The sequence below is a fragment of the Hyphomicrobium sp. genome (assembly GCF_036833075.1).
GTDB lineage: Bacteria > Pseudomonadota > Alphaproteobacteria > Rhizobiales > Hyphomicrobiaceae > Hyphomicrobium_C.
Map to the genome: position 1 here is coordinate 13,260 of NZ_DAITQL010000032.1, position 12,695 is coordinate 25,954.

At 64.2% G+C, this 12,695-nt stretch carries 12 protein-coding genes; 10 read left to right on the top strand and 2 right to left on the bottom strand.

Features of this window, described 5'->3' with window-relative positions; genetic code table 11:
* The first annotated feature begins 111 nt into the window (after nucleotides 1–111).
* The 8 genes from V7082_RS11010 (at nucleotide 112) to ccmE (ending at nucleotide 7,523) form a co-directional block, all read left to right on the top strand.
* On the top strand, nucleotides 112–951 hold the full coding sequence (locus V7082_RS11010; RefSeq protein WP_334148463.1) for a PLP-dependent aminotransferase family protein: 840 nt from the start codon (nucleotides 112–114) through the stop codon (nucleotides 949–951).
* Nucleotides 948–1,652: an aminotransferase-like domain-containing protein gene (locus V7082_RS11015; RefSeq protein ID WP_334148465.1), complete on the top strand. Its 705-nt coding sequence runs from the start codon at nucleotides 948–950 to the stop codon at nucleotides 1,650–1,652. The genes V7082_RS11010 and V7082_RS11015 overlap by 4 nt, the downstream gene beginning before the upstream one ends.
* Nucleotides 1,649–3,649: a heme lyase CcmF/NrfE family subunit gene (locus tag V7082_RS11020; RefSeq protein WP_334148467.1), complete on the top strand. Its 2,001-nt coding sequence runs from the start codon at nucleotides 1,649–1,651 to the stop codon at nucleotides 3,647–3,649. The genes V7082_RS11015 and V7082_RS11020 overlap by 4 nt, the downstream gene beginning before the upstream one ends.
* On the top strand, nucleotides 3,646–4,215 hold the full coding sequence (locus tag V7082_RS11025) for a DsbE family thiol:disulfide interchange protein (protein WP_334148469.1): 570 nt from the start codon (nucleotides 3,646–3,648) through the stop codon (nucleotides 4,213–4,215). Before V7082_RS11020 ends, V7082_RS11025 begins: the two co-directional genes overlap by 4 nt.
* Nucleotides 4,212–4,676 (top strand): cytochrome c-type biogenesis protein, encoded by a 465-nt coding sequence (locus V7082_RS11030; RefSeq protein WP_334148471.1) that lies wholly within the window; start codon nucleotides 4,212–4,214, stop codon nucleotides 4,674–4,676. The genes V7082_RS11025 and V7082_RS11030 overlap by 4 nt, the downstream gene beginning before the upstream one ends.
* Nucleotides 4,673–5,776, top strand: coding sequence for a tetratricopeptide repeat protein (locus V7082_RS11035; RefSeq protein ID WP_334148473.1), 1,104 nt, complete (start codon nucleotides 4,673–4,675; stop codon nucleotides 5,774–5,776). The genes V7082_RS11030 and V7082_RS11035 overlap by 4 nt, the downstream gene beginning before the upstream one ends.
* A gap of 89 nt (nucleotides 5,777–5,865) precedes the next feature.
* Nucleotides 5,866–7,065, top strand: a complete 1,200-nt coding sequence (gene hemA, locus V7082_RS11040) for a 5-aminolevulinate synthase (RefSeq protein ID WP_442909779.1) — start codon at nucleotides 5,866–5,868, stop codon at nucleotides 7,063–7,065.
* Nucleotides 7,066–7,091: 26 nt separating this feature from the next.
* Nucleotides 7,092–7,523: a cytochrome c maturation protein CcmE gene (gene ccmE / locus V7082_RS11045; RefSeq protein WP_334148477.1), complete on the top strand. Its 432-nt coding sequence runs from the start codon at nucleotides 7,092–7,094 to the stop codon at nucleotides 7,521–7,523.
* 83 nt (nucleotides 7,524–7,606) lie between these two features.
* Here ccmE and V7082_RS11050 read toward each other — a convergent pair whose 3' ends face one another.
* Nucleotides 7,607–8,299: an MOSC domain-containing protein gene (locus V7082_RS11050; protein ID WP_334148478.1), complete on the bottom strand. Its 693-nt coding sequence runs from the start codon at nucleotides 8,297–8,299 to the stop codon at nucleotides 7,607–7,609.
* 218 nt (nucleotides 8,300–8,517) lie between these two features.
* Between V7082_RS11050 and pdxR the strand changes: the two genes are divergently transcribed.
* Both pdxR and nhaD read left to right on the top strand, forming a co-directional pair.
* Nucleotides 8,518–10,029 carry a MocR-like pyridoxine biosynthesis transcription factor PdxR gene (pdxR, locus tag V7082_RS11055; protein ID WP_334148479.1) on the top strand — a complete coding sequence of 504 codons (1,512 nt, stop codon included), beginning with the start codon at nucleotides 8,518–8,520 and terminating at the stop codon, nucleotides 10,027–10,029.
* Nucleotides 10,030–10,244: 215 nt separating this feature from the next.
* Complete coding sequence (nhaD, locus tag V7082_RS11060; RefSeq protein WP_334148481.1) at nucleotides 10,245–11,636, top strand: sodium:proton antiporter NhaD; 1,392 nt, start codon at nucleotides 10,245–10,247, stop codon at nucleotides 11,634–11,636.
* A gap of 30 nt (nucleotides 11,637–11,666) precedes the next feature.
* On the opposite strand, the gene V7082_RS11065 is transcribed toward nhaD, so the two are convergent.
* Nucleotides 11,667–12,119 (bottom strand): MgtC/SapB family protein, encoded by a 453-nt coding sequence (locus tag V7082_RS11065; RefSeq protein WP_334148483.1) that lies wholly within the window; start codon nucleotides 12,117–12,119, stop codon nucleotides 11,667–11,669.
* Between the last annotated feature and the right edge of the window lie 576 nt (nucleotides 12,120–12,695).

The following is a 12,695-nucleotide window of genomic DNA, read 5'->3' on the forward strand; positions in this document are numbered from 1 at the left end:
TGGCACCTTTGTGGACCTTTTCGCATCCACTCGGCCGACCTAGCATTTTTTAATCAGGCCACGATCTTTTTTTACAAAAAAAATCGACTTTATCGCTGGGGGAAGCGGCTCGTGCAATTGCCGTTGAAAGTCGACGCCCATCAGAAAGCGACTCTCCAGAGTCAAATCGTCGAGCAGATCCGCCTGATGATCCTCGACGGACGCCTTCGCAGCGGCGATTTTCTTCCGACGACGCGGGCGCTTAGCGAGCAGGTCGGAATATCCCGCAACACGACGATGCAGGCGTATGAGCGTCTCATGGCGGAGGGTTATATCCAGACCCGCCCGTATGTCGGGACGTTCGTTTCCGCGGAAATTCCGGAGAATGCCTTCTGCGCGAATGTCTGCACTTGCGAGGCGGACGCCGCGGAAATCAGAACCGCATTCTCGGGACCGCCGCTTTCTCCCCGCCTCGACGCTTTGCGCGCTCACGGCATCGTCAACCCCAACGCCGACCGGCTCGTTGCGGATTTCTGGGTGGGACGCCCGGCCCCCGAGGCCTTCCCGCTCAAGGAATGGTCCAACCTCGTGCGTCGCCGGCTGACGCGGTCCGGCCGGGCCCTCGCGGAGTACAGGGACCCAGCGGGCTTCATCGATCTCCGGCAGGCGATTGCCGATCATCTCGGCCCGACCCGCGGCCTCACGACCGATCCCGATCAGATCGTCATCGTGGGCGGCACCCAGGACGGCCTCAATCTCATCGCGCGGCTTCTGCTCGAATCCGAAACCCCGGTGGTCCTCGAATCGCCCTGCTATCAGGGTGCCGCCTATCTTTTTTTGAAAGCTTCGGGGCGGATCTCCTGCCCGTTCCGGTGGACGCGTGCGGGATCGACATCTCGCAGCTCCCGGACGTCGAGCGCGGTCTCATCTACGTCACGCCCTCCCACCAGTATCCGCTTGGCGTCACGATGACGCTCGAGCGGCGCCTGGCCCTCCTCAACTGGGTCAACGAGCGCAACAGCTATATTATCGAAGACGACTACGACAGCGACTTCCGCTTCGTCGGTTCGCCCGTCACCGCCCTCAAGGGCTTGGACCGGCGCGACCGGGTCTTCTATCTCGGCACGTTCTCGAAATGCATGGGCCCCTCGCTGCGGCTCGGCTTCGTCGTGCTTCCGAGCGCGTTCGTCAAGCCTGCAAAGGCGCTCAAGGCGCTCATGAACAACGGGCAGCCGTGGCTCGAGCAAGCAGCCATGGCGGATTTCATGATGAGCGGGGCCTATGCGCGTCATCTGCGACGCCTGAGGCAGATGTACCTGTCACGGCGCAACGTCGCGCTTGCGGCCTTGGAACGGCATTTCGGGCCGGTGGAGGTCGTCGGAACGGAGTCGGGAATGCATTTCGTATGGCGCCTGCCGGACGGCTTCCCCGCGGCCGGAGACATCGAGCTCCGCGCGCTCGATGTCGGTGTCGGCGTCTATACGCTCAGCACCGGCGCGGCGCATCACTTCGGAGGACGGGCGGCGAGCGACCGGCATCTCGTGCTCGGCTATGCCGCGCTCTCCGAGACGGAGATCGACCTCGGAATCGCACGACTGGCGCAATGCCTGGGCCGCAGCAACGGCTCGGTGCCGCGCGCGCCCCGCAACTTGATCTCGGGAGCGGTGCGGTGAGCGGATCCCTGATCGAGCTCGGCATGGCCGCGGCGGTTCTGGCGCTGATACTTTCGGTCGTCGCAAGCGTGCTCGCGCTCCTCGGAGAGCGCCTCGGACATCCGTCCTATGTCGTCGTCGCGCGCCAGGCACTCCTCGCCAACTTCGCCCTCGTCACGCTGTCGTGCTTCACGGTCGTCTGGTCGTTCGTGCAGAACGATTTCTCGGTGGCTTATGTAGCGCAGAACTCGAACACGCATCTGCCGCTCATCTATCGCCTCACGGCGCTGTGGGGCGCGCACGAGGGATCGCTGCTGCTCTGGCTGTGGCTTCTCACGCTCTATTCGGCGCTTGCCGTCATCTGGCATTGGGAGACGCACCCGCGCTCCATGCCGTACGTGATCGCAACGCTGGCCGTCGTGCAGTTCGGCTTCCTGGCGCTCATCGTGTTCCTGTCGAGCCCGTTCACGGAGCTCGTGCCGCCGCCGATCGAGGGACGCGAGCTCAACCCGCTTCTCCAGGATCCGGGGCTCATCATTCATCCCCCCCTGCTCTACCTCGGCTATGTCGGCTTCGTCGTTCCCTTCGCCTTCGCCATCGCCGCCCTTGCGCGCGGCTCGGCCGGCGTCGAATGGGTGCTCGCCATCCGGCGCTGGACGCTCTTTGCCTGGCTCGCGCTCACGAGCGGCATCATGCTCGGCGGCTATTGGGCCTACTACGAGCTCGGCTGGGGCGGCTACTGGGCGTGGGATCCGGTGGAGAACGCGTCGCTCCTGCCTTGGCTCACGGGGACGGCGCTCTTGCACTCGGTGATGGCGCAGGAGAAGCGCAACCTGTTTCGCGGGTGGAACGCCTCGCTCGCCATCGCGACGTTCGCCTTGTCGTTGCTCGGGACGTTCCTCGTGCGCTCGGGCGTCCTGACATCGGTTCACTCCTTCGCCGTGGATCCCTGGCGCGGCATGTATCTCCTGGGCTTCCTGGCGGCCATCACGCTCGGCGGGTTCGGTCTTCTGATTGCGCGCGTGGACACGCTGCGCACCGCGGCGCGGCTCGATGGAACGCTGTCGCGGGAATCCGCTCTTCTGTTCAACAACCTGTTCCTCATCGTGACGGCCGCGACCGTCTTCGTCGGCACGCTCTACCCGCTCGCGGTCGAAGTTTTCACGGGAACCCGTCTCACGGTCGCGGCGCCCTATTTCAACAAGGTCGTCCTGCCGATCATGGTCGCCATCATCATGCTGATGTCGATCGGCCCGGTGATCCCCTGGCGGAAGGCGAGCATGACGGAGATCCGCCGGTTCCTCGCGGTTCCGGGGCTCGCGATGGTGGCTTTCGTGGCCATCGCCGTCGCATTTGGCGTGCGCGGGCTCGTTCCGCTCGCGGCCGTCGCCGGCATGGGCCTCGTGATCGCGAGCATCGCCGCGGACGTCGCGCGCTCGGTGCGCAACCGCTCGGCGGTCTCTGGCAAATCCCACGTCTCGAGCCTGATCTGGCTGGCGCTTTGGAACCGGCGCCGCTACGGCGGCCTCATCGTCCACATCGGCGTCGTCATCGTCGCCTTCGGCATCCTCGCCTCGGGCCTCTTCCAGGAGACGAAGACGGTCGCCCTTAGTCCGAACGACCGTTTCGAGATCGGCGGCTATACGCTGGTCTTCCAGAACCTCTCCTCGGTGGAAGGCGCGAACTGGGCCGCGCGCCAAGCCAATATCGAGGTCCGCCAGGGCGACGAGAGCCTCGGCACCATACATCCGCAGCGGCGCAGCTATCCCCGCGGCGACATGGTGACCACCGAGTCCGCGATCCGCACGACGCTCGCCGGCGACCTCTACGTCGTCCTCGGCGAGGAGCTCGGCGGGGGGCGCGCCTCCATTCGCGCGTACTACATTCCGCTGGTTATCTGGATCTGGTGCGGCTGGATGGTGATCATCGCGGGGTCGCTGTTCGCGCTCTCGCAAGGGCGGCAGCAGGCGGTCTCCATGGCTGCGCAAAGCGGCCGGCGCGCGGAGCAGACGCCATGACCGAAACCCACAGCACAGAGAACGCCGTCGCGGTGCGGAGCTGGTGGAAGCCGCTGCTCCTGGGGCTGCTCTGCGCCTTGATGATCCTGTTCGGCTTGAGCCTCGGCCGCGATACCTCCACGCTACCCTCGGCGCTGGTCGGAAAGCCGGTGCCCGCATTCGCACTGCCGCGGCTCGGCGGCGGCGAGGCGGTGCGTCTCGAGGCGGACGGCGGCGGCACGGCCACCATCGTGAACTTCTGGGCCTCCTGGTGCGGCGCATGCCGCACGGAGCACGAGGTTCTCGTGGAGCTCGGAAACGGCGCCGCGCAGGACGGCGTGCGTCTCATCGGCGTGAACTACCGCGACACGGCCGCCAATGCGCAGAAATTCCTCGACGAGCGTGGCAGGTTCCCGTTCCCGTCAGGCGTCGACCCGGACGGGCGCGCCGGCATCGACTTCGGCGTTTACGGGCTCCCCGAGACATTCTTCATCGCCGCCGACGGCACGGTGCTTGCGCGGCACGTCGGCGCCCTGACGCGCGAGGATGCCCAAGGCTATCTCAGCAAACTGGGGGGGCGGCCATGAGAACCCGAGGACTCGCTCTTGCCGTGCTCATCGTATCGCTGGCGTCATCGGCCACCGCCGGCGTCGTCCGGGAGGAGGATCCAGGCGAGCAGCGCCTCAAGGCGATTGCGGCCGATCTCAGGTGCCCCGTGTGCCAAGGCGAGTCGATCTACGATTCCCATTCGACGGTTGCCGGGCAGATGAAGGCGCTGATCCGCGAGCAGGTCTCCGCCGGCAGATCGGACGATGAGATCAAATCGTTCTTCGTCGATCGTTATGGCGAGTTCATCCTGATGGAGCCGCGCGCGAGCTGGCGAACCGCCCTCGTCTGGGTCTTTCCCGGCGCGGCATTCTTCGGCGGCGCGGCGATTTTCTTTCTCCTGCTGCGTCGGCGCATGCCCGGCGCGCAGCCGGCGGCCGTCTCGGCGGCGGACGTTGACAGCGCAGATCTCATCAACCGCATCGAGCGATTGGAACCGTGACCACAGCCATTGCAACGCTGCTTCTGTGCTCTGTCGTTCTCGCCTGGACGCTGTTTCCGCTCTGGGTGAAGTCGCTCGACCGCGATCCGGGAGACGGGCTCGAGAAAGACGATCGCGTCACGAAGTGGCGTGAGGAAAAAGACCGGCTGGTCGCGGAGATGGTGTCCTTGGATATGGCGATCACCGAGCGGAAGATCGACAGGGAAAGCTACGACAACGAGAGGGCGAGAGTCATGGCCGAAGCGGAAAGTGCCGTCGAGGAGCTGCGCAAGGCGCGCGCCGGAGCGTCGGAAAGGAAGAACGCCGCGCGGACCTATCCCTTGCTCGGCGGAGCGCTGGCGGGCGTGGTCGCCATCGGCGCCATCACCCTCATCGTCGCTCTCGACTCAAACGACCTGCGCACGGACGCAAGCCCTCATGCGAGCGGCCAGATCCCGCTTTCGCCCGAGCAAATGGCCGCCGGCATGCCAGACGGGGCCAAGCCGATGCCCAATATGCCCAATCCGCATGTGGCGGCAGGCCAGGCCGGCCCGCCTCTCGGGCCCGATGGAACCCCCGACGTCGGGGCGATGGTGGCCAAGCTCGAAGCCAAGGTGCAGGCCGGCGGCGCCTCGCTGGATGAGGTCATGATGCTGGCGCGCAGCTATCGCGTGCTCGGCCGCGAAGCCGAATCGCTCGCCATGTACCGGAGAGCCAGCGACATGGCGCCGGACGAGCCCCAGCTCGCACTGGTCCTCGCCTCCGCCCTGCTGCGGTCGGACAGCGAGACGGATCGCTCGGAAGCGGAGCGGATCGTCGACAAGGCCCTCGACACGGAGCCCTCGAAACCCGAAGCGCTCTGGCTCAAGAGCATCGGCCTGATCCGCCGTCACGATATCGAGCCGGCGAAAGAGATCCTTGGAAAGTTGCAGAGTATCGTCGGCGAGAACTCCGAAGCTAGGGCTGCGGTCTCCGGCCTGCTGGCGGAGCTCAACAACGCGCAAATTCCGGCCGATGCGCCACCGTCCAAGACGGATGCCGACAGCCTCGGCGTCTCGCCGCCTCCCGCGGGCGACACCTCCCCATCGAACCCTGTCGCTCCGACAGACGCTGCGCCTTAAGCCCGGAGATGGTCATGCACGATATGCTGAAGCAAACCGCCTCGATGTCCGCCGCGCAGGCTGCTCCGTGCAAATGGAGCCGGTCGCGCGTGGACTACACCAGCGTGCTCGAATTCCAGTTGGAGGAACTGAAGCAGGAAGGGCGCTACCGCTATTTTCTCGAGAATGCACGCTGCGCCGGCGCGTTCCCGCAGTCGATGGCACGGACCGCCACGGGCGAGATGGCGATCACCGTCTGGTGCTCCAACGACTATCTCGGCATGGGGCAGCACCCGAAGGTGCGCGCGGCCATGCACGAGGCCATCGAGCGCGTGGGAGCCGGGTCGGGCGGGACGCGCAACATCTCCGGGACGACGCACTACCACGTCGAGCTCGAGAGGGAGCTTGCCGACCTGCATGGCAAGGAGACCGCGCTGGTGTTCTCGTCCGCGTTCGTCGCCAACGAGGCGGCGCTCTCGACCCTTGCCCAGCTATTGCCCGGATGCGTGATCCTTTCGGACGAGAAGAACCATGCGTCCATGATCGCCGGCATCCGCAACGGACGGGGCGCCAAGATCATCTTCCGCCACAACGATCTCGAGGATCTGGAGGAGAAGCTTGCGGCGCTGCCGCCCAAGACGCCGAAGATCATCGCGTTCGAGAGCGTTTATTCCATGGACGGCAACATCGCGACGATCGGCGCCATCTCAGATCTCGCCGATCGGTACAACGCGCTCACCTATCTCGACGAAGTGCACGCGGTTGGCCTCTACGGCCCGCGCGGCGGCGGGATCGCCGAGCGCGACGGGGTCATGCAACGGGTCGACATCATCAACGGCACGCTGGCGAAGGGGTTCGGCGTCATGGGCGGCTATATCGCGGCATCGCGGACGATCTGCGATGCTGTTCGCTCGTTCGCTCCGGGCTTCATCTTCACCACCTCGCTCTCGCCCGTCATCGTCGCAGGCGCGCTCGCCTCGATCCGCCATCTCAAGGTCTCCCAGAACGAGCGGGATACGCATCGCGACCGCGTGCGCGCGGTGAAGCAGCGCCTTGCACGCGCGAAGCTCCCCGTGATAGCGGGCCCGAGCCATATCGTGCCGGTTCTGGTCTCCGATCCCGTACGGTGCAAGGCGCTCTCGGACACGCTGCTCCGCGAGCACGGGATCTACGTGCAGCCCATCAACTACCCGACCGTGCCCAGGGGCGCGGAGCGGCTCCGTATCACGCCGGCTCCGCAGCATACGGACGCCATGATCGATGCGCTCGTCCTGGCGCTCACGGCGTCGTGGCAATCCGTTCCCGGATGAGCGGCTGCAATCGAACGGAGCGCGCGATGACGAGAAAATCGAAGCGGGGCGTCCTGGTCGCCCTGTCGGTCGGACTTCTGACGGGAGCTTTTCTTCTGCTTCTGGCCGCCATGCGGGACAACGTCGTCTTCTTTCATACGCCGACGGAGCTCGTCACGGGCAAGGTGGCGAGCGGCCAGCATGTGCGCATCGGCGGGCTCGTCGAAAAGGGGAGCATCGAGCGGTTTCCGAACGGGCTCGATGTGGCTTTCCGCGTCACGGACGGAAATCTCACCCTGCCCGTGCGCTATACCGGCATCCTTCCGGACCTCTTCCGCGAAGAGCAGGGCGTGGTTGCAGAGGGCTCGCTCGAGCGGGACGTCTTCAACGCGACCACGGTTCTGGCCAAGCACGACGAGAACTATATGCCGCGCGAGGCCGCCGCGGCCCTCGAGGCATACAAGACGAAGGTGCCGTAGCCCCTTCTGACGGCGGCGCATACCTCCCGATCCGCCGGGCGCACCTCGCAGCAGAAGCCCTTCAAAAAAGCGATCCGCGCTGCCTAGGGTCGCGGCCCGTCGAGCCTCTGGCTCCAATCTTCCGTTGCGCGCGTTTGGATCCGGCGCGACGCGAGATCTCTCCAGCCGGTTGCCAACTCCTCGAGCGCGGCCATCTGCTCGAGCTCGCCGTAGCGGTCCTTGTCGCGGTACAAAAGCGCGATGAGCCGGCTCAGCGGCCATTCGGGACGCGGCCGCGCAACGAGCGTCAGCCGATCGCCCGGCTCCGCCGCGCCCTCCTCGAGGACGCGATAATACCACCCCGTCCGGCCGCTCTCCTGGCTTCTCCGGGCGATGTCGCCGCGTCCGAAGTAGGCGTTCAGCTTCCAGCACGGCTGCCGGCCCTGGCTCACCTGGAGCAAAGCGGATCCGAAGCGGACGACGTCACCGATGTGAACCGTTCTTTCGGTCCATCCCGCGGTGGAGAGGTTCTCTCCGAACGCACCCGGGACGTCCAGCAAGGGATGCGTGCCAATCTCGTTCCGCCAGGCCCCGTAGTGGTCGCGAGGGTAGTGGTGGATCGCCTTCTCCGGTCCGCCGTGATGCTTGAGATCGGCCTGCGCATCGCCCTTGAGGCCGAGACGGGCGATCTGCCAGGGGCCGTCGATCGGGGCCTTCGCGATCGCGCTCACCTGGTCGCGTCCCGGGAGCGCTCGAATTCCGCCGCAGAGAACCACGGGTGAGACGGGAGGCAGCATGTCCAGGCTCTGTTGACGGAACGAAGAATTCCCAGAGGCGATGATCACATCATTCCGAAGCATTCGTGCATTCTCCGGATCCCGGCCGAACCACGCGCCAAATGGGAGCGTGGCTTTAGCAGATCGGCAGTCTGTGGCTGTATTCAAGAGCCATAATCTCCCTATATCATGGTGCCACAGAGCGCCACGCAATCGGTGAGCTCGGGGAGGAAATTCTCGTGTCCCTGCCACTTAAGCTCCAATCGCCGAGCCCGATCGGCCTGCAGACGCAAATCTTCGAGCAGGTGCGGGAGATGATCCTGCAAGGGCGTTTGAGACCGGGAGAGCCATTGCCGGCAACGCGCTCGCTCAGCGAGCAGCTCGGAATTTCCCGCAATACGGCGGCGCTCGCCTATGAACGCCTCGCCGCCGAAGGGTACATCGAGACGCGCCATTCCGTCGGCACGTTCGTCTCGATGCAGATCCCCGAGCATGCGCTCCATGCCGCGACACGCAAGGACATCGCGCCGGCCAGGACGGCACGACGCACGAAAGCCGTTTCGGGGCACCGGGATTTTCGTTCGCAAGCGCTCGTCAATCCGCACGGGCGACGGCTCGTGGCGGATTTCTGGGTCGGCCGCCCGGATCCGGACTCGTTTCCGCGCAAGACCTGGGCGCGCCTCATCCTTCGCCGGCTGCTGAGCGCCGGATCGGCGCTGACGGAATATCGGGATCCGTCGGGCCTGATCGATCTCAGGCAGGCGATTGCCGACCGCGTCCGCCCGACACGCAACATCGCGACCAATGCCGACGAGATCATCATCGTGGGCGGCTGTCAGGATGGCCTCAATCTCGTGAGCCGTCTTCTTGTGACACCCGGCTCGACCGCGGTGGTTGAATCGCCCTGCTACCAGGGAGCCGCCTTCCTCTTCGAGAGCTTCGGCGCCACCATCGTTCCAGTGCCGGTCGACGACCGCGGGCTCGATTGCCGGCGCCTGCCCGATGTCCGGAATGCAATCGCTTACGTCACGCCCTCGCATCAATACCCGCTGGGCGTCACCCTTTCACTGGAGCGGCGGCTCGGGCTGCTCGCGTGGGCGGCGGAGACCAACTCCTACATTCTCGAAGACGACTACGACAGCGACTTCCGCTTTCATGGCGCGCCAATCGCCGCCCTCAAGGGATTGGACCGCACGGGGCGCGTGATCTACCTTGGCACCTTCTCCAAATGTCTCGGCGCGGGTCTACGCCTCGGCTACGTCATCCTTCCTCCGGAGCTGGTCGAGAGAGCGCGGCACATGAAGACGCTGATGAACAACGGCCAGCCGTGGCTCGAACAAGCGACGCTTGCCGACTTCATGCAAAGCGGAGGCTACGAGCATCACGTCCGCCGTATCCGCAAGCTCTATTTTTCACGGCGGAATGCGCTTCTATCCTCGCTTTCGGAGCATTTCCCAGGCGGAGAGACGATCGGCGACGAAGCTGGGATGCATCTCGCCTGGCGACTGCCGCGCCACCTGCCACCGGCGAGCAAGGTCGAGAGCTTGGCGATCGAAGCCGGCATCGGGGTCTATACGCTGGCGTCGGGGGCGGCCGTGAATTTCGATGCATCGGCCGAGAGCGATCGGTTTCTCGTCCTCGGTTTTTCCTCCCTCAAGGAACGGGAGATCGCGATCGGGATATCGAAGCTCGCGGACGTTCTTGCCAAAGGCCCGACATCCCCGCGCCGCTCAAAATCCGCTCGCGGATGACCGCATGACGAGACTTCGGATGGAGCGGCTCTGACGCGCGCGTGCAGTTGCACCTTGATCGGCCGCGCTGATCCCGCCTATGCTCACTCACGGTACGTATTGTTGCATAGCCGTTTTTCCCGGGGGACGCTCCCGACAATCGATCCATGCCACCGCCCGAAGCGCGCTCCGCCGCTTTGCGGCGTACGTCGTATTTATAGTACTGGGGGGATGGAATGAAGCGCGCGACCGGAACAGCGTGGTCCCTGGCCGCTTTCGCTTTTCTCACCTTGCTCGCCACCCCGGCTCACGCGCTGGACGCCGCCCAGCGCATCGACTTGACGCGGCACCCTATCGGCTACCTGACGCTCCTGATCTTCTTCGTCGCCTACGGGTTCGTGGTTGTCGAGAAGGCCATTCAACTGCGCAAATCGAAGCCGGTCATGCTGGCCGCGGGCCTCATCTGGGCGCTGCTCGGCATTGCCTATGCCATGAATGGCGAGAGCGCGGCGCTCGAGGCCGCCGCAAAGCATGTGATCCAGGACTACGGCGAGCTGATGCTGTTCCTGGTCGTGGCCATCACGTACGTGAACACGATGCAGGAGCGGCGCGTCTTCGACGCGCTCCGAACAAAGCTCGTCAGCTTGGGGCTATCGTATCGGCAGCTTTTCTGGCTGGTCGGCGGGCTGGCGTTCGTTTTCGGCCCGATCATCGACAATCTGACCACCGCGCTCGTGATGGGCGCCGTGGTGGTGGCCGTTGGCGTCGGCAATTATCAGTTCATCGTGCTTGGCTGCATCATCATCGTGATCGCGGCCAACGCAGGCGGTGTTTTCTCGCCGTTCGGAGATATCACGTCGCTGATGGTATGGCAGAAGGGCCGGTTGAGCTTCTTCGAGTTCTTCCACCTCTTCCTACCGTCTCTGGTGAACTTCCTCGTACCGGCCTGCTTCATGCATTTCAGCGTTCCGAAAGGAACCCCGGACTCGGGAGGCGAGGTCAAGAGCCTGAAGACCGGCGGAGCCGTCGTGATCTGGCTGTTCGTCGCCACCCTGGCGACCGCCGTCCTGTTCAAGAGCGTCTTCAATCTGCCGCCCGCGCTCGGGATGATGCTGGGTCTCGGATACCTGCAAATGTATGCTTACCTCCTGCAGCATATCGGGCGCCGACGCGCCGACGACAGCATTGCGTTCGATTCCTTCCGGGAGATGCGGCGCGTGGAATGGGACACGCTGCTGTTCTTTTTCGGCATCATCTTCGCCGTCGCCGGGCTCGACGTGGTCGGCTATCTGGCGCAGCTGTCGCACTTTCTCTATGTCGACATCGGGCCCACCGTGGCCAACATCGCAGTCGGCGTGCTCGGCGCTGCGTTCGACAACATCCCGCTGATGTTTGCTGTTCTGACCATGAACCCAGAAATGTCGAGCGGCCAGTGGATGCTCGTCACGCTGAGCACGGGCGTCGGCGGCAGCCTGGTGTCCATCGGCTCGGCTGCGGGCGTGGTGCTGATGGGGCTGGTGCGCAACCACTACACGTTCCTCAACCATCTTCGATGGGCGTGGGCCATCGGGCTCGGCTACGTGGCAAGCATCCTGACCCATCTTTGGGTCAATGCCGCGCTCATGTAGAGGCGGATCGGCGCCGAGAAATCCGGCTGCTCAATCAACATCCATGTTTCGCATCGCGAATATGTGCTTGAGGACAATGAGCACGATCAAACCTATGAGCGTCGCGAAACCGACCACCAGCCATTGACCAAGGCCGCATGCTATCCCGAGCGCTGCCGCGACCCAGACCGTCGCGGCCGTCGTAAGCCCCCTGACGATGTCGTGCTCGGGCTTGCGAATGATGACGCCCGCACCAATGAAACCGATGCCGGCCATCACACCTTGAATAAGACCCTGAACAACGCGGCTCAGCGCATCCTTGTTGTCAAACAATCCCGGAACATTGATCGTCGCGACGGCAAGAGCTGCAGCACCGAGCGAGACGAGAGCCAGTGTGCGAGCCCCGATGGGCTTTCCCTCGTAGTCGCGGTCGATCCCAAGTGCGGCACCGACCAAGGCCGCGGCAACCAGCCTGAGCGCGATGTCTCCAATCTCAAGCGGCACTGCGAACCTCTTTCATCCTGTGTCGACGCGGCCCCCCGTGAACCAGAATGCGGCTTGAGCGTTGTTGTTCACGCTCCTCTCAAGAATATGCACAACACACGATCGCGAGACGCCTCATGGCGAAATCGCCATGAGGCTTCCCGCCCTACGCCACTCTGGCGCCGAAGGCGTTGTTCCTGAATTTTCAACGGCGTAAGGTTATGATTTGAAGATGAACCTTTGCGCGTAAAACTCGCTTATCAAGCTCGCGGCTTCGGTCACGCCCACCAAACGGCGAAAACCGGCGCGATCGACGCGCCGGTTTCTAATGAGTGATTTGTAACGGTTACCGGGTATTTATCGGGACAATGATGTTCGTCCAAAGAACCGTTTCCTTGCCAGCCGGACGCGCGATCTATCCATTGAGGTTTTCTCCCTATTTCAATGTTTGATTTGGCGCAGCACACCGTTCGCAGAAAGGCTGCGTTCTGCATGCCGTCGAAAAATTTGGAACTTCAATCAACAGCCGCTTAGGCTGACTGGTACGATTCCAAATTTCTTGATGTGCGGATTTCCTAAACGGACGACTTCGGCCGT